15 protein-coding genes and 1 pseudogene are annotated in these 16,255 nt (G+C 71.7%); 6 read left to right on the top strand and 10 right to left on the bottom strand.

Going from position 1 to position 16,255, the window contains the following annotated elements; translation table 11 throughout:
• On the bottom strand, positions 1–300 hold a 300-nt coding region (locus NCC78_RS14635), incomplete at its 3' end, for a hypothetical protein (RefSeq protein ID WP_250795071.1).
• Positions 301–380: 80 nt separating this feature from the next.
• On the opposite strand from NCC78_RS14635, the pseudogene NCC78_RS14640 reads away from it, so the two are divergent.
• A pseudogene (locus NCC78_RS14640) lies at positions 381–877 on the top strand (DinB family protein).
• A 191-nt stretch (positions 878–1,068) separates the two neighbouring features.
• On the opposite strand, the gene NCC78_RS14645 reads toward NCC78_RS14640, so the two are convergent.
• The 6 genes from NCC78_RS14645 to NCC78_RS14670 form a co-directional block, all read right to left on the bottom strand.
• Positions 1,069–1,461: a hypothetical protein gene (locus tag NCC78_RS14645; protein ID WP_250795072.1), complete on the bottom strand. Its 393-nt coding sequence runs from the start codon at positions 1,459–1,461 to the stop codon at positions 1,069–1,071.
• 175 nt (positions 1,462–1,636) lie between these two features.
• Positions 1,637–2,119 (bottom strand): ribonuclease E activity regulator RraA, encoded by a 483-nt coding sequence (gene rraA, locus NCC78_RS14650; RefSeq protein ID WP_250795073.1) that lies wholly within the window; start codon positions 2,117–2,119, stop codon positions 1,637–1,639.
• 132 nt (positions 2,120–2,251) lie between these two features.
• Entirely contained in the window at positions 2,252–2,644 is a 393-nt protein-coding gene (locus NCC78_RS14655; protein ID WP_250795074.1) for a universal stress protein, read from the bottom strand.
• Entirely contained in the window at positions 2,641–4,143 is a 1,503-nt protein-coding gene (locus NCC78_RS14660; RefSeq protein ID WP_250795075.1) for a tripartite tricarboxylate transporter permease, read from the bottom strand. Before NCC78_RS14660 ends, NCC78_RS14655 begins: the two co-directional genes overlap by 4 nt.
• Positions 4,143–4,856, bottom strand: coding sequence for a tripartite tricarboxylate transporter TctB family protein (locus NCC78_RS14665; RefSeq protein WP_250795076.1), 714 nt, complete (start codon positions 4,854–4,856; stop codon positions 4,143–4,145). Before NCC78_RS14665 ends, NCC78_RS14660 begins: the two co-directional genes overlap by 1 nt.
• Positions 4,857–4,861: 5 nt before the next feature.
• Positions 4,862–5,869 (bottom strand): Bug family tripartite tricarboxylate transporter substrate binding protein, encoded by a 1,008-nt coding sequence (locus tag NCC78_RS14670; RefSeq protein WP_250795077.1) that lies wholly within the window; start codon positions 5,867–5,869, stop codon positions 4,862–4,864.
• 99 nt (positions 5,870–5,968) lie between these two features.
• Here NCC78_RS14670 and NCC78_RS14675 point away from each other — a divergent pair, with 99 nt between their 5' ends.
• From NCC78_RS14675 to NCC78_RS14685, 3 genes are all read left to right on the top strand, one after another.
• The gene (locus NCC78_RS14675) at positions 5,969–7,618 is read left to right on the top strand and encodes a sensor histidine kinase (protein WP_250795078.1); all 1,650 of its coding nucleotides are present in this window, start codon (positions 5,969–5,971) and stop codon (positions 7,616–7,618) included.
• On the top strand, positions 7,615–8,289 hold the full coding sequence (locus tag NCC78_RS14680) for a response regulator (protein WP_250795079.1): 675 nt from the start codon (positions 7,615–7,617) through the stop codon (positions 8,287–8,289). The genes NCC78_RS14675 and NCC78_RS14680 overlap by 4 nt, the downstream gene beginning before the upstream one ends.
• 327 nt (positions 8,290–8,616) lie before the next feature.
• Entirely contained in the window at positions 8,617–9,381 is a 765-nt protein-coding gene (locus tag NCC78_RS14685) for a DUF427 domain-containing protein (RefSeq protein WP_250795080.1), read from the top strand.
• Positions 9,382–10,147: 766 nt separating this feature from the next.
• On the opposite strand, the gene NCC78_RS14690 is transcribed toward NCC78_RS14685, so the two are convergent.
• The gene (locus tag NCC78_RS14690) at positions 10,148–10,900 is read right to left on the bottom strand and encodes a GAF and ANTAR domain-containing protein (protein WP_250795081.1); all 753 of its coding nucleotides are present in this window, start codon (positions 10,898–10,900) and stop codon (positions 10,148–10,150) included.
• Between the two features lie 258 nt (positions 10,901–11,158).
• Between NCC78_RS14690 and NCC78_RS14695 the strand changes: the two genes are divergently transcribed.
• Positions 11,159–11,521: an STAS domain-containing protein gene (locus tag NCC78_RS14695; RefSeq protein ID WP_250795082.1), complete on the top strand. Its 363-nt coding sequence runs from the start codon at positions 11,159–11,161 to the stop codon at positions 11,519–11,521.
• 327 nt (positions 11,522–11,848) lie between these two features.
• Here NCC78_RS14695 and NCC78_RS14700 read toward each other — a convergent pair whose 3' ends face one another.
• Both NCC78_RS14700 and NCC78_RS14705 read right to left on the bottom strand, forming a co-directional pair.
• Positions 11,849–13,684, bottom strand: a complete 1,836-nt coding sequence (locus tag NCC78_RS14700) for a glycoside hydrolase family 3 protein (protein WP_250795083.1) — start codon at positions 13,682–13,684, stop codon at positions 11,849–11,851.
• 175 nt (positions 13,685–13,859) lie between these two features.
• Positions 13,860–14,693: a PIG-L family deacetylase gene (locus NCC78_RS14705; protein WP_250795085.1), complete on the bottom strand. Its 834-nt coding sequence runs from the start codon at positions 14,691–14,693 to the stop codon at positions 13,860–13,862.
• Between the two features lie 323 nt (positions 14,694–15,016).
• Here NCC78_RS14705 and NCC78_RS14710 point away from each other — a divergent pair.
• Positions 15,017–16,255, top strand: a 1,239-nt coding sequence (locus tag NCC78_RS14710) for an Hsp70 family protein (RefSeq protein ID WP_250795086.1), incomplete at its 3' end; no start/stop codon positions are given.

The following is a 16,255-nucleotide window of genomic DNA, read 5'->3' on the forward strand; positions in this document are numbered from 1 at the left end:
CGCGGCCGGGGTGACGACGGCCGGGCGGGGCAGGCCGCGGGAGGCGAGCGCGTCGGCGACGGCGGACGCGGCCTTGATGGTGCGCGGCTCGTCCGGCACGACGATGGACGCCAACGGCGGCGCCGGTGCGGCCACCCGCCGCGGCGCGGCGGCGATGTCCTCGCGTGGCACGGCGGCGGGGGTGTGGCTCAGCCCCAGCGCGTCGCCGACGCCCCAGGCCACGCCCGCGCCGAGCGACAACAGGACGATCGCGGCGGCGAGCAGCGGGTACAGCCGCCGGACGGGGGTGATGTGAGTCACATTCGCATCGTAGTGGTGCTCCCGACCGTGCCGATGAGCGCCGGTTGCTCTTGGGCGACGGGTCTTGGGATGCTTCGCACATGTCCTCCCTCCCGGCGACGTTCGCCGAAGACGTGATCGATCAGCCGGCCAAGGCTCAGTTCGAGGTGTTTCTCGATGAGCACCGCCGCGCGCTCAACGGCTGCTTGGACGGGCTGACCGAGGAGCAGGTGCGCCGGTCGTTGGTGCCCTCCCGGACCACGCTGCTGGGCCTGGTGAAGCACGCGACCTTCGTCGAGAAGGTCTGGTTCGACGAAGCCGTCACGTGCCGGTCGCGCGCCGAGATCGGCATCGCCGCGACGCCGGACGAGTCGTTCATCCTCGATGACGACGACACCATCGCCACCGTCCAGCGAGCACACGCCGAAGCATGCGCAGCGTCACGGCGCGCGACGTCATCCTCGGGCTGGACGACATGGTCCACGGCAACCGGCGCGGACCGCTCCCGCTGCGCTGGGTGTACCTCCACGTGCTGCGCGAGCTCGCCCAGCACTGCGGGCACGCGGACATCCTGCGCGAGCAGCTCCTGAGCGAGTAGCGCGCGGGCGTCCGTACCAGCCGCCGGCAGGCCGTTCACGTCCCACCCAGCTCTGTGGCCCGGGGGCATGAGGACCGGGGGTGGGAGCAGGCGGGCGTCCGGGGGTGCGCGGGCGATGGAGTCACGCGGCGGTTCCGGGTCGCCCCGATTGGCGAGGGACGTGGTTCGATCACCAGGAGGCTGTCCATCGGTCACGGATGGACCGGTTGCCCGCCATCGTCGGCGACAGTATGGCGCGCCAGGTAGGTGTGCAGGTGGCCGCGCCAGCGCCGGCTGACGACGTCGTATGGCTCGGACCACTGCGTCGGCACAGGCCGGAGCGTCAGCCCGGCCGAATCAAGGAAGCATTCGACCGGGATCCACGAGCGGGTGCGTACCCCCAGCCGGTCGGCCTCCTGCCGTAGCGCCGTCAGGCGGTCTCGGTCCCTGGCGAGTCGGGCGTCGCAGAACTCGGCAAACGCGTACCGGAACGCGATCGCGCCGCCGGGTCCGGACGCCAGGTCCAACGTCTTGAGCCGATCGAGCGCGACCGAGATCTCCGCCGGATCGGACTGGTGCACGAGGACGGTGGCCAGCGGGCACAAGCCAGCTGATGAGCCTCGACCACGTACCGCTGGCGCGCCGGCGGACTGATCCGGCCGAAGCCGCCACCGCGGGTGCCGCGTCGCAGGATCGGCGCACGACGGGTGCGACGGGGCACCCCGCGCTGGTGGTGCCCACGTGCGGCGCGCCTGGTCCACCGGGCGCTGACCCCCGGGGCTACTCCCGCACGCCGACCGGCAGGACGACCACGCCGTCGTCGTCGCTGTGCACCTCGGCGCCCGGGGTGAAGACGCAGTTGCCGAACTCCACCGGCACGTCCCGCTCGCCGGCTTCCGTCTTCGCGCTCGTGCGGGGGTTGGCGCCGAGCGCCTTGATGCCGATCGGCAGGGCGGCCAGCGCGGTGACGTCACGGACCGCGCCGTTGATCACCACCCCCGCCCAACCGGTTTCCGCCGCGGTGCCGGCGATCAGGTCGCCCATCAGCGCGGTGTGCACCGACCCGCCGCCGTCCACCACCAGCACCCGGCCCTCTCCCGGCTCGGCGACGATCGACTTGAGCAGGGCATTGTCCTCGAAGCAGCGCACGGTGACGGCCGGCCCGGCGAAGGCGCGGACGGCGCCGAACTGGCGCAGCTGGGTGTCGCACGAGCCGAGTTCGTCGCCGTACCGGTCGTAGAGGTCGGCGGTGGGGGTCAGCATGGTTGTTCCCTCTCGCATTGCGTAGTCGGATCGGCGGGTGGCGTCTGGTGCAGGTCGGTGGCGGCGACGACCGCGCCGGCCAGGCCGACTCTGGTCAGCCGGGATCCCCGCGCCCGGTGCGCGGTGGACCACTCAGTCGGCCTTCACTGCGAGCACCGGGCAGGGCACCCGGAGCAGGATCTCCTGCGCCGTCGACCCCATGATCAGCTTGCCCACCGGAGTCCGGTGCCGAATACCGATCACCACCAGCGACACCTCCTCCGCCTCGGCGATCGCCACGATCTCCTCGGCCGCGTCCCGGCCCTGCACCACCTGCCGGACGGCGTGCGGCACGCCGGCGGCGGTCAGTTCCCGGACCACCCGGGCCAGGTCGGGTTCCTGGGCGAGGCGCGGGTCCGCGTAGGCGTCGCCGCGCGAGGTGTTCACCACCAGCACCGGCTCGTCACGGAACCGGGCCTGCTCCACGGCGGCTCGCAGGGCCGCCTCGCCCAGCGCCGAGGGCACGTACCCCACCAACACGGTCATCCGGTCACCAACCTCTCCCGCAGCGGACGGCTCACGAAGCGGCCGAGCAGCGGCCAGAGCAGCACCACCAGCACGACGGCGTAGATCAGCCAGGACACCCAGCCGCCGATCAGTCCGTGCAGTTCGCCGCCGGAAAGCTGCAACGCCCGGCGGCCCTGCAACTCGGCGCGCGGGCCGAGGATCACCCCGACGATCAGCGGCAGGATCGGCAGCCCGAAGCGCCGCATGCCGAATCCGAGCAGGCCGAGGGTGAGCAGCAGGAACAGGTCGAACGGCTGGGCGTTGACCGCGTACGCCCCCATCGAGGCGAAGAAGAGGATCCCGGCGTAGAGGTACGGGCGCGGCACCCGCAGCAGCCGCGCCCAGGCGGGGGCGAGCGGCAGGTTGAGCACCAGCAGCATCAGGTTGCCCACGAAGAGGCTGGCGATCAGCGTCCAGACCAGGGCGGACTCCCGCTCGAAGAGCAGCGGGCCGGGCTGGATGCCGTACTGCTGGAAGGCGGCCAGCATCACCGCGGCGGTGGCGTTGGTGGGCAGCCCGATCGCCAGCATCGGCACCAGCGTGCCGGCGGCGGAGGCGTTGTTGGCCGCCTCGGGTCCGGCGACGCCCTCGATCGCGCCCCGGCCGAACTCCTCCGGATGCCTGGTCAGCTTTTTCTCCGTGGCGTACGACAGGAAGGTGGGGATTTCCGCCCCGCCCGCCGGCAGCGCCCCGAACGGGAAGCCGTACGCGGTGCCGCGCAGCCACGGCTTCCAGGACCGCTTCCAGTCCTGCTTCCCCATCCACGGCCGGCCGACCGGGATCACCTCGGCGGCCCGCCGGCGCAGGTGCGCGGCGATCCAGAGCGCCTCGCCGACGGCGAAGATGCCGACCGCCACCACGACCACGTCGATGCCGTCGGCGAGCTGCGGGATCCCGAGGGTGAGTCGTTGCTGACCGGTCTGGTCGACCCCGATCACGCCGATGACCAGGCCGATCAGCAGCGAGGCGAAGCCGCGTACCCGGGACGCGCCGAGCACTGCGGTGACCGCCACGAACGACAGCAGCATCAGCGCGAAGTAGTCCGGCGCACCGAGGCTGATCGCGAACGACACCACCGGCGGGGTGACCACCACCAGCAGCAGGGTGGCGATGGTGCCGGCGACGAACGAGCCGATCGCGGCGGTGGCCAGTGCCTGCGCGGCCCGGCCCGCCTTCGCCATCTTGTTGCCCTCGATCGCGGTCACCACCGAGGACGACTCGCCGGGGGTGTTCAGCAGGATCGAGGTGGTGGAGCCGCCGTACATGCCGCCGTAGAAGATGCCGGCGAACATGATGAACGCCTGGGTGGGCTCCATCCCGTAGGTGACCGGCAGCAGCAGCGCCACCGTCATCGCCGGCCCGATGCCCGGCAGCACGCCGACGGCGGTGCCGATGGTGACGCCGAGCAGCGCGATCAGCAGGTTCATCGGGGTCACCACGTTGGCGAACCCGTCGAGCAGATTGCCCAGGTTGTCCATCACAGGATCCCTTGCAGCACGCCGGCGGGCAGGTTGACGCCGAGCCCGATGGCGAAGACGTAGAAGGTGATCAACGACAGCGCGACGGCGATCAGCAGGTTGCGGACGTAATGCCGGTTGCCCAGCGCGAAGGCCGAGCCCCAGAAGAGCAGCGTTCCGCTGATCACCCAGCCGAGCCGGTCGATCAGCACGGCGTTGACCAGGAAGGCCCCGATCAGCAGCAGCACGGTCCGCCAGTCGATCGGAGTGGTCAGGTCGACGTCCTCGCCGGCCTCCGGCTCGCCGGCTCCACCGCGCGCCACGTCGACCGCGTAGACGGCCGCGACGATCAGCAGCAGCACACCCAGCAGGATCGGTACCGGCTTCGGGCCGATCGGGTCGGCGCTACTCACCGCGCGCCCGATGCGCGTCGTCGCGTCCAGGATCACCAGGCCGCCAACCAGGGCGAGGAACGCGCAGACGCCGTACTGCGCCGGGTCCCGCTTCGCCGCTGGGCCGTCGTCCACCGCCGGGTCCGCGACCGTCGGCGGGACGTCGGCCGCCGCGGGCCGCGCTGCCGCCGGCAGATCCGCGGTACGCCCCGCGCCCGCCTGCCCGGGGACCGGCGGTGCGGATGTCTCCACGCCCGCCCGTTCGGGAATCGGCGGTGCGGATGTCTGCACGGCCGGGGGCCGGGACGGCTGCTCGCCGCCCCGGTCCGGTCGGCTGGCCATGCCGCTCATGCCAACCCGAGCTGCTTGAGCAGGTCCGCCACCGACTTGTCCTGCTCGGTCAGGAAGGTGGCGAAGTCGTCGCCGGTGACGAAGGCGTCGGTCCAGCCGCGCTTGGCCAGCTCGGCCTTCCACTCGGCGGACTCGTGCATCTTCGTCAGCGCGTCGATCCAGACCTTCTTGTCGTCGTCGCTGATGCCGGGCGGCGCGACGATGCCCCGCCAGTTGGTGAAGATCAGGTCGATGCCGGAGGACTTCAGCGTCGGCACGTCCTTGAGCGCGTCGATCGGCGCCTCGCTGGTCACCGCGAGGACCCGGAGCTGGCCGGCCTCCACCTGGTCGAGGAACTCACCGAAGCCGCTGGCGCCGAAGGCCACCTTGCCGCCGAGCACGGCCGGCAGCAGTTCGCCGCCGCCGTCGTACGAGACGAAGTTGACCTGGCGTGGGTCGATGCCGACGGTCTTCGCGAGCTGCATCGGCAGCAGGTGGTCGGGGCCGCCGGGGGACGAGCCGCCGCCGACGGCGAGGCCCTTCGGGTTGGCCTTCCAGGCGGTGACCAGGTCGCCGATCGTCTGGTACGGCGAGTCCTTCGGCACCACGATGGCGCCGGCCTCCTCGATCAGCTTGGCCAGCGGCGTGGTCTGGGTCAGCGTCGCCTCCGACTTGGAGGTGTACGAGGCACCGACCACGCCCAGGCCCATCTGCATGGCGAGCTTGCCGTTGCCCTTCTCGTTCACCGTGCGCTGGAGGCCGACCGTGCCGCCCGCGCCGGGCAGGTTGAAGACCTGCACACCGGTGGCGATCTTGGCGTCCTCCATCACCTTGGCGGCGGTGCGGGCGGTGGTGTCGTACCCGCCGCCGGGAGTGTTGGGCACCATGATCCGCAGTCCGGTGGCCGGCTTGCCGTCGCCGCCGGACGAGCCCTCGTTGGTGTCCGCGGTGGCGCCACAGGCGCCCAGGGCCAGCGCCGTGACGGCGGCGACGCCGGCGACCAGCAGGTTCTTCCGAGTTGCCATCTTGTTTCACTTCCGTTTCTAAGGAGTCCGGCGGCAAGATGATGGCCCCTGGGCGGACACCGCGTCTGCCTTCTGTCACCAGCGGAAATTGAGGTCTTTGTGGTCGCGGTCACGCCCCGCCGCACGTTGGCCGGGCAACTCCTGGTGCTCCAGCTCGCGATCATCGTCGTCGTGCTGGTGGCGGTGGCCGCCGTCTCCCTGGCCCAGTCTGCGGCCACCTTCAACCGGGTCGAGGGCCGGCGGGTGGCCGCCCTCGGCGAGGAGCTCGCCGGCAACCCGCTGCTGCGCGACCGGCTCAACCAGCCGGCGCCGGCGGAGCTGGTCGCGCCGCTGGTGCAGAGCGCGCTGACCCGGTCCGGGGTGACCTCGGTGACCGTCGCGGACGCCCAAGGCCGGGTGGTCAGCTCCACCGACCCGACGCTGGTGGGCAGCCCGCTCCTGCTCGGCGATCCCGACGTGGCCCGGGGGAGGAGCTGGTCGGGGGAGTTGGCGGTCGGCGACTCCCCGGAACTGGTGGCCCAGGTGCCGGTGCTCGGTGATCGCAAGGAGAACCTGGGGCGCCAGCTCGGCACGGTGATGATCGGCGTGGTCGCGCCGACCTGGTCGGCGCGGCTCGTGGGCGCCTCGTCGTACCTGTTCACGTACCTCGGCATCGCGAGCCTGCTCGGGGTGGTGGGGTCCTGGCTGCTGGCGCGGCGGATCAAGCGGCAGACCCTGGGGCTGGAGCCGCGGGAGATCGCCGGCCTGGCCGAGCATCGGGAGGCGCTGCTGCACGGCATCGCCGAGGGCGTGATCGCGCTGGACCCCCAGCTGCGGGTCACCCTGGTCAACGCGGTCGGTCGGCGGCTGCTCGAACTGCCCGAGCACTGCCTCGGCCGCAGCCTCGCCGAGCTGCGGATCTCCGGCCGGCTGCGGGACGTGCTGGCCGGCGCCGACGGCGGCCCGGAGGCCCTGGACGAGGTCGTCGTCCGGGGCGGCCGGGTGTTGGTGATGAACCGGATGACCGTCAGCAAGGACGGCCGCCGGCTGGGCTCGGTGACCACCCTGCGGGACCGCACCGAGCTGGCCCGGCTGGAGCAGGAGATCGGCTCGTTCCGCAGCACCACCGAGCTGCTCCGGGCGCAGACCCACGAGTTCGCCAACCAGCTGCACACCATCTCCGGGCTGATCCAGATCGGCGAGCACGACGAGGTGGTCCGGTACGTGGACGCGCTGAGCCGGCACCGGGCGTCGCTGGACCTGACGGTCACCAGCCGAATCCACGACACGGCGGTGGCCGCGCTGCTGATGGCGAAGTCCGCGCTGGCCGCGGAGCGCCGGGTGGAGCTGCGGATCTCCGAACGGACCGGACTGGACCGGCTGGCGCCCGAGGTCGCGGCGGACGTCGCGACGGTGCTGGGCAACCTCGTCGACAACGCGGTGGAGGCGGTGGCCGGTGGCCGGGACACCGGCGGCGGCGACCCGGAGCGGCCCGCCTGGGTGGAGGTCGAGCTGCGCCGGGACGCCTCCTCGGTGGAGATCGTGGTCCGCGATTCGGGACCCGGGGTGGCCCCGGAACTGGCCACGGAGGTCTTCACCCACGGCTTCACCACCAAGGCGGCGCGGGGAGGCGAGCGGGGCATCGGATTGGCGCTGACCCGGCTGGTCTGTCACCGTCGCGGTGGTGAGGTCGCGGTGACCAACACCGAGGAGGGCGCGATGTTCACTGCCCGGATGTCGGTGGCGGGCAAGCTGGAGGGGGTCCGGTGATCGACGTGCTGGTAGTCGACGACGACTTCATGGTGGCCCGGATCCACCGTGGTTTCGTCGAGCGGATCGACGGCTTCCGGGTGGTCGGCACGGCGAGCACCGGCGAGCAGGCGATCGCCGCCGTCGACGAGCTCCGTCCGGACCTGGTGCTGCTCGACCTCTACCTGCCCGATATGTTCGGCTTGGACGTGGTGACCCGGTTACGCGCCGCGCGGCACGACTGCGACGTGCTGGTGATCAGCGCCGCCCGGGAGGCCGAGGCGGTCCGCCGGGCGGTCCGCTACGGCGCGGTCAACTACTTGCTCAAGCCCTTCGGCTTCGACGAGCTGCGGATCCGGCTGGAGCAGTACGCGGCCCGGCGCAACTCGCCGCGCGCCACGGTGGTCGCCGACCAGGCGGACGTGGACCGGGTGCTGTCCCGCAGCGGCTCGCACATCGCCACCTCGGCGCTGCCCCGGGGGCTCAGCGCGGAGACCGCCGAGCTGGTCGAGCGCGCGCTGCGCGAGCACGACGGCACGTTGTCCTCCGCCGAGTGCGCCGCCCGGGTCGGCATCTCCCGGGTCAGCGCGCGGCGCTACCTGGAACACTTCGCCGACACGGGGCGGGCGGAGGTCAGCCTCCGGTACGGCTCTGCCGGCCGCCCGGAGCGGCGCTACGGCTGGGTCTCCTGACGGCCGTCGCTCGCACGCGCGCCCACCGTTGGGGTCACCGGATTCCCGATGCTCGGACCGGGCTGTAACGAAATCTGGCTCGGTGCCGCACTGAGAAGGGGCCGGCGTTGCCGAGCCGGTTCCTGGCCGGGGTGGGTACTTCCCCCGAACAGGGTCGTCCCAACCCACCCCGGCCATCCGAGTCGCCGGCCAGCGTTCTCATGGGTGGGCGCTGACGCCGTACGAACTCGTACGGGTGAGCGCTCACCGGACCGGCGAGACACAAGGGCCCTCCTGATCGTTGAGCCAATACCCCCGAGCCGGGCTGTTGCTGAACTGGAGGACAAGGTGCCGGACTATCCGAAGGCGATGGCCCCGGACGACCGCGTTGAGCCGGTGCCCCGCCGGATCCGCGCCTACCTCGCCGGCGAACTGGTGCTGGACACCAGGCGGGCGCAGTACGTGTGGGAGTGGCCCTTCTACCCCCAGTACTACATCCCGGTCGCCGACGTGAAGCGCGACTTCCTGATCGATGAGCACCGTACGGAGCGGATCCGATGCGGGACCGGGCGGGTGCACGGGCTGCGCGTCGGCGAGACCTCCCGTCCATCGTCCGCCCGCTGGTACGGAGACGACGCGCTGCCCGGGTTGGCGGACACCGTCCGGTTCGAGTGGGCCGCCATGGACAGCTGGTTCGAGGAGGACGAGGAGGTGTTCGTGCATCCCCGGAATCCGTACGCCCGGGTGGACGCACTGCGGTCCACCCGCCGCGTACGGGTGGAACTCGACGGGGTCGTGCTGGCCGAGTCGGCGTCGCCGGTGCTGGTCTTCGAGACCGGCCTGCCGACTCGCTACTACCTCAACCGGACCGAGGTGAACTTCAGGCATCTCGCGCCGTCAAAGACGATCTCCCTCTGCCCGTACAAGGGCCGGACCAGCCGCTACTGGTCCGTGCGGGTCGACGGCACGGTCCACCCGGACCTGGCCTGGTCGTACGACCACCCCACGGGTCCGCTCCTGCCGATCGCCGGGCTGATCGCCTTCTACAACGAGAAGGTCGACCTGATCATCGACGGGGAGCGACTCACCCGGCCGAAGACGCACTTCTCCTGATCGCGCCTGTCGACCACCGCCCGCCACCGCGGGCTGCGGCTTCCAGCGGCGCCCCAGCGCCAGCCGGTCACGACCACGCCGGCGTCGGCAACGTGATTCATCGTGGAAAGCCGGCCGACCAGTCCCGCTCGGTCTGGGCCCCGGCCACGAGGTCGCGGACGCGACGCACGTCTGGAATGTGCAAGAGCATCGGGGCGCTCGACGGTTCGCGGGCCCATCCCCGCGGACCGATCCTCGGGTTGAAGGCGTCGAGCACCCCGGGAAGGAGCCGAAGGCCAGGCTGCCTGACCCGTCCGGCTGCTCGGCCACGACCGGCGGCGGCAGCAACCGTAGGTAGGCCCAGGTGGTCCGGTTGCCGGACAGCCCGCCGATTGCCACCACCCTGAGGTCGGTGAGCCAGTACCGGGTGCGGCGGGACGCGACGGCTCGCACGACGAATCGTCCGACCACCATGTACAGGCCGAACAGCACGAAGGGAATACCCCACAGCACGACGAACGCCGGCGGGGGCTGGTCACCGGTGGTCCGCGCGGCGAGAACGGACGCTTCCCAGAACACGGCGTACCCGAACCACAGGAGGCTGACGGGAATCAGCAGCACGTCCGGTGCCCAGAACAGCCGATGGCGGAGCGGGCGGCCCTGCCAGAGAATCCGCTCTCCGGGCAGCAGCTCAACCTCGGACTCTTTCATACGGCAAGTGTCGCGGTTCCCCGCAACGGTCCCGTCCGGGCCGTCGCCGGCCAGCACCCGGCGACCGCTGCTCTGGTCACGATTGTTGGCGGGGCGTCACGAAGCCCGGAGCCGGCTGCGGGGACTCACCGGTGACCTGCGTGATGATCTCCGCAGCGACGTCGCGCAGTTTGCGGTTACGGTGCTGCGACGCCTGCCGGAGCAGGGCGAAAGCCTCCGTGGCGGTGCACCGTTGTTGGCCCATCAGCACCCCGAGGGCCTGGTCGATGACGCTGCGGGAGGCCATCGCGTCGGTGAGTTGCTGATGCAGGAGCGCCTGGTCGGCCTGGCGGAGGATGACGGTCAGCGCTGCCGTCGCCTGGTCGGTGAACGCCAAGGCGTGCCGGTGTGCCGTCTCGGTGAAGGCTGCGGGCTGGGTGGCGTAGAGGTTCAACGCGCCGACGGTCTGGCGCTCGACCGTCATCGGCAGCGACAGCGAGCTGGCGATGCCGAGCCGGAGCGCGTGTTCCCGGTAGCGACACCACCGTCCGTCCTCACGCAGGTCGACGACCTCGACGACCCGTCCCCGACGCAGGGCTTCCAGACAGGGCCCCTCGTCGGCGCCGTACTGGATCTCGTCGCCCCTTGCGGCTAGGTCGCCACTGCTGGCGACGGTGAAGGCGCCGCCGTCCCGGCGCATGGTCAGCCCGCAGGCCACCGCGGGGGTGACGACCTCCGCGGCGACCCGGACGATGTGGTCGAGGAACAGGTCGACGTGGAGCGAATCCGCGAGCAGGGTCAACAGTCGGCCGTACGCCGCGGCCAGGTGCGAGTCAGCACCGTCGGACACCACCGCTACCTCCCGAAAACCATGTGTCCGTTGTTCCACCGAAGGTGAGGCCACTGTCCTGGCTTGCTCCCTGGGGGGAGCCGCCGGCCAATGCGATTCAGCGCCGAGTAGCCCACGCGTCCCGATGAGCGGGGTGCGGATCGGGCGGGAGCCGGCTAGGGTCGACGTGGGTTCGGACATGAGCCCAGGACCAGCGCCGCCTGCCGACGGCAGGCCGAGCGCCGACCCGGTCCCGCCTTCCTCGTCGAGGAGCAGCTCATGTCCGTCCATCAGGCGTCGCTCCTGACAACGCGGGAAAGCACCCGCCAGCCGATCCTGTCCCTCGCGGTCGCCAGGGAAGGGCCGGCGACAGTGGTGGCGGTCCGCGGGCCACTCGACATGGGCACCGTCGGCCTGCTCGTCGACCTCGTGGACAACGTGATGTCCGACCAGCCGCCCCCGGTGCTGGTGCTCGACCTGAGCGGGGTGGACTTCTTCTGCGCCGCCGGAATCACGGCGCTGCTGACGGTGCGCCGGCGAGTCGCATCGGGGGGATGCGCGCTGGTGCTGCGCAAGCCGTCCCGGATCACCGTCGCCCTTCTCGACATGGTCGGCCTGCGGCACGAGTTCACCACTGACTGACCTGCCTTCCCCTCCACCTCTGTCGGGTCGTCGATCTACCCAGCAGTTGATCAACCTAAACCGCCGGGTCTCCTCCCTGATTCGGAGCCTTGGGCAGCTCCTTCAGCCGCCCTCGGGGTGACCAGGAGTGGTCAGCAGGCCTCCACAACTGGAGACTGTCGGGATAGCGGGGGCAGCCCGGCCGGGGCGGGATCCCGGAGCGGTGCTGCCTGTCCGGTTTGGCGTGGTGGTCCGGCATATCGGGAGATGGTGGGAGGGGCGAGTGCAGGCGAGGAGGCGGGTCGCAGAGGGCCGCCGGACATGCGTCCGGCGGCCCTTCACCGACGGTCAGTACGTCAGGCCGTAGCCCTGCGCGAACAGCGGCACCTGCCCGTCGCCGGCGTTGATCGGCTGTTGGCTCACCGAGTTCATCCAGGTCATCGGCAGTTTTCCGGTCGGGGGAGCGGCTCCGAACAGGACGTCGGCCACCCCGCCGCCCTCGGTGCCGGGCAGCCAGGACGCCAGCAGCGCGTCCCACCGGGGCAGCTCCGCGGCGATGTCGAGCGGGCGGCCGGACACCAGAATCACGATCACCGGGACGCCGGCGTTGCGCAGGGTGGAGATGGTCCGCAGGTCGTCCCGGTCCAGGCTCATGCTCCCGGTTCGGTCGCCCTGTCCTTCCGCGTACGGTGTCTCGCCGACCACTGCGACGGCGGCCCGGTAGGTGCGGTCGATGCCGGTGCCGCGCTGGTTGTAGGTGACCGTCGTGGTCGGACCGACCGCGGCCCGGATGCCCTGCAGGATGCTGGTGCCGGGGGTGATGTTGCCGGAGGAGCCCTGCCACGAGATGGTCCAGCCGCCGCTCTGGTTGCCGATGTTGTCGGCGTTCCGGCCGGCCACGAAGATCTTGTTGCCGTCCCGGGCCAGCGGCAGCACGGCGCCGGCGTTCTTCAGCAGGACCTGGGACTGCCGGACGGCCTGGCGGGCGAGTGCCCGGTGTGCCGTGCTGCCGACGGTCGAGGTCCAGCTCCGGTCGGTGTACGGGCGCTCGAAGAGGCCCAGCTCGAACTTCTTGGTCAGGATGCGCCGGTTCGCGTCGTCGATCCGGCTCAGTGGCACGTGGCCGTTCTGCACCTCGGCGCGCAGGGTGTTGATGAAGGTCTTCCAGGCGGTGGGCACCATCACCATGTCGATGCCGGCGTTGATGGCGGCGGTGACCTCGGCGGCGGTGAAGCCGGAGACGCCGTCGATCTGGTCGATGCCGTTCCAGTCCGAGACGACGAATCCGGTGAAGCCGAGCTCGCCCTTGAGCACCGTGCTGATCAGGTACTGGTGGCCGTGCAGCTTGACGCCGTTCCAGCTGCTGTAGGAGACCATCACCGAGCCGACGCCCCGCTGCACGGCTGCCTGGAACGGCGGCAGGTGGATCGCCCGCAGCTGCGCCTCGGACAGCGCCGTGTCGCCCTGGTCGTCGCCGCCGGTCGTGCCGCCGTCGCCGAGGTAGTGCTTGGCGGTGGCGAGCACCGACGTCGGGCCGCCGAGGGTGGGGCCCTGAAGGCCGGTGACCAGGGTGGTCATCTCCGACGGAAGCTCCGGCGTCTCGCCGAACGACTCGTACGTGCGGCCCCAGCGGTCGTTGCGGGCCACGCAGAGGCAGGGCGCGAAGTTCCAGTCGATGCCGGTGCCGGCGATCTCCTCGGCGACTGCCTGGCCGATCTGCTGCACCAGGGCCGGATCGCGGGTCGCGCCGAGCCCGATGTTGTGCGGGAAGATCGTCGCGCCGACCACGTTGTTGTGCCCGTGCACGGCGTCCACGCCGTAGATCATCGGAACGGCCAGCGGCGTGGCGAGGGCGGACCGCTGGTAGGTGTCGTACATGTCCGCCCAGCTGGTGGCGGTGTTGGGCGAGGGTGCGGAGCCGCCGCCGGAGAGGAGCGAGCCGAGCCGGTAGGTGTTCACGTCGGTGGCGGTCGCCGATCCGCGCTCGGCCTGGGTCATCTGGCCGATCTTCTCGTCGAGGCTCATCCGGGAGAGCAGGTCGGCGACGCGGGTGGCGACGGGCAGCGTCGGATCCTGGTAGGGGTAGGTCGCGCCGGCGGCCGGCGCCGGCACGGCCAGGGCGGTGACCGCGACGAGGAGCAGGGCGAGGACGAGTGGACGGCGGACGTGGCGGTGGTGGGTCACGGGTCACTCCTCTCGGAGGAACGTTCATGCCGTTGACCGGCACCCTAGGCCACCAGGAGATCGATCGACACCGCTGATTGGTTGGAGGTGCCAGCCGCGCATCTGTGGGTGGTCCGGTGCTGGTCGCCGCCGTCGGCGAGTGTCCGTCGCCGGTCCGGCGAACGACCCGGACCGGTCAGCGCAGTCCGGCGAACAGGTCGTTCTCGGGTACCGGCGCCCCGGTGGTGTCGCGGACCCGGACGAAGGTCTCCATGCCCATCAGCTCGGTGAACCGCTCCCTGCCCAGTTGCAGGAAGAAGATGTTCTCGGTCTGACTGGCATGCGTGGCCAGCGCCTCGAACTTCTGGGCGCCGTAGCTGCTCGTGTCCACCCAGGTGGTGATCTCGTCGTCGGGCAGGCCAAGCTGCGGCCCCGACTCCGCCGCTGCCGCGTCCGGCTCGGCCCATTCGACGCCCAGTTCCTTCATGATCCGGCCGAATTCCGCGAACGCCGAGCGTGGCACGGTGGTCCAGTACACCTTCGCGGGGATGTCCGTCATCGCGACAGCGGCCATGGTGATTCTGTGGGCCTGGATGTGGTCCGGATGCCCGTAGAAGCCGTTCTCGTCGTAGGTGACGACGACGTCCGGCCGGTACCGTCGGATCAGCTCCGCCAGCCGGTCCGCCGCCTCCGCCACCGGCGTGGTCCAGAACGCGCCGGGCAGGTCGTTGGTCGGCCAACCCATCATCCCGGAATCGGCGTAGCCGAGCGTCTCCAGGTGGGTGACCTTCAACGCCGCGCAGCTGGCCTCCAGTTCCTCCTGGCGCATCGCCACCACGGCGGCCGGGTCATGCCCCGGGTCGCCGGGCTTGACTCCGCCAGGGCCGTCGCCGCACCGCCCGTCGGTGCAGGTCACGAGCACTGTGGAGATCCCTTCCGCCGCGTAGCGGGCGAGGACACCACCGGTGCTCGTCGCCTCGTCGTCGGGGTGGGCGTGCACCGCCATCAAGGTCAGAGATCGCTCAGCCATGCCGTCACCTTACGAGGCGGCCGCGACCACGCGGGGCCGGTAGACGACGCCGTCGGTTCCCGCGAACGGAGGCGACCTGCTGGCGCGTCGCACTCCAACGAGGCTCCGCCTTCGTTCGCCGCATGGCTGAGGCGCAGACGCTGCGTGGGTGTCTCCTCTGGACGGCGAGCGGTTGCCCGGTGGGATGCGGTACCGAGAGCAGACCTACAGGACCCTCGTGTCAGGGTGGGCCCGCCGACCCGTCGGGGCGGGATCGGCGGCGGTGCGGTCGCTGCGTACGATGCGGGCCGGGCATCCCCTCGTCCTGCGGAGGTAGTCGGCAGATGGCAGGCCAGCAGGAGGGGTACGCGCTCGGCGTCGACCTCGGCACGTCGCACACCGTCGCCGTGTTGCGTCGCCCGGACGGGCACACCCGCCCGCTGCTGGTCGACGGGCAGCCGCTCATTCCCTCCGGCGTGTACGCCGACATCGACGGGGTGCTGCACGCCGGCGGGGACGCCCAGCGGCTGGCCCGCACCGACCCGGGCCGCTACGAGCCCAACCCGAAACGCCGCGTCGACGAGCCGACGGTGTCGCTGGGTGACCGCCGATACCGGCCGGCCGAACTGCTGGCCGCGACGCTGCACGCGGTGGCCCGGGCGGCCGTCGAGGCGGTCGGCTTCCTGCCTCCGGCGGTGCTCACCTGCCCGGCGACCTGGGACGAGGCCCGGCGCCAGGTGCTCGCCGACGCCCTGGCCCTCGCCGGGTGGCCGACGGCGGCCGAGCACACCCTCTCCGGCCCCACGCCGCCGGGTACCCGGCTGCTGCGGGAGCCGGTGGCGGCCGCCCGGTACTACACCCAGGTGCTGCGGCGGCCGGTGCCGGTCGGCGGGGCGGTCGCGGTGTTCGACTTCGGCGCGGGCACGTTGGACGTCGCCGTGCTGCGCCACGAGGGCGCCGATCCGTGGGGCGACTCCGGGTTCACCGTCGGCGCCGCCGGCGGTGCGGACGACCTCGGCGGGCTGGACGTCGACGCCGCCCTGCTGAGGCGGCTCGGCGAGTTGGTCGCCGACGCGTATCCGGAGCGCTGGCGGCTGCTTGTCGACCCGGAGTCCGCCACCCAGTGGCGACAGCGGTATGAGCTGTGGGAGAACGTCCGGGGCGCGAAGGAGATGCTGTCGCGGGCCACGGCGGCGCCGGTGGTCGTACCGGGGGTGGAAGCGGCGGTCACGCTGACCCGGGACGACCTGGAAAGGATGGCCGCGCCGCTGCTGGCCCGGGCGGTGGCGGTGACCCGGGAGGTGATCGCCGCCGCCGGGCTCGACCCGCGGCAGCTCGCCGGCCTCTTCCTGGTCGGCGGTGCCACCCGGATGCCGATGGTGGCACGGCTGCTGCACGCCGAGTTGGGCGTCGCCCCGACCGTGCTGGAGCAACCGGAGCTGCCGGTGGCCGAAGGGGCGCTGACCGACCTGCCCCTGCCCCGGCGGGCCAGTTCGGCCGCCGCCTTCGCCGCTCCCGCCGCCGCGCCGCTACAGCCGGCGCCGGCCGTGCCGCACCAGCCGGTGGCCGGGTCGGGCGCGCCG

Origin of the sequence: Micromonospora phytophila, assembly GCF_023656545.1 — a bacterium.
In the GTDB taxonomy this organism is placed as follows: domain Bacteria; phylum Actinomycetota; class Actinomycetes; order Mycobacteriales; family Micromonosporaceae; genus Micromonospora; species Micromonospora phytophila.

What these genes read in the sequence shown, in the direction of transcription:
- rraA (WP_250795073.1), bottom strand. Translation starts at nt 2,119, where the DNA reads ATGCTGACCCCCACCGCCGACCTCTACGACCGGTACGGCGACGAACTC.
- NCC78_RS14655 (WP_250795074.1), bottom strand. Translation starts at nt 2,644, where the DNA reads ATGACCGTGTTGGTGGGGTACGTGCCCTCGGCGCTGGGCGAGGCGGCC.
- NCC78_RS14660 (WP_250795075.1), bottom strand. Translation starts at nt 4,143, where the DNA reads ATGGACAACCTGGGCAATCTGCTCGACGGGTTCGCCAACGTGGTGACC.
- NCC78_RS14665 (WP_250795076.1), bottom strand. Translation starts at nt 4,856, where the DNA reads ATGGCCAGCCGACCGGACCGGGGCGGCGAGCAGCCGTCCCGGCCCCCG.
- NCC78_RS14670 (WP_250795077.1), bottom strand. Translation starts at nt 5,869, where the DNA reads ATGGCAACTCGGAAGAACCTGCTGGTCGCCGGCGTCGCCGCCGTCACG.
- NCC78_RS14695 (WP_250795082.1), top strand. Translation starts at nt 11,159, where the DNA reads ATGTCCGTCCATCAGGCGTCGCTCCTGACAACGCGGGAAAGCACCCGC.
- NCC78_RS14705 (WP_250795085.1), bottom strand. Translation starts at nt 14,693, where the DNA reads ATGGCTGAGCGATCTCTGACCTTGATGGCGGTGCACGCCCACCCCGAC.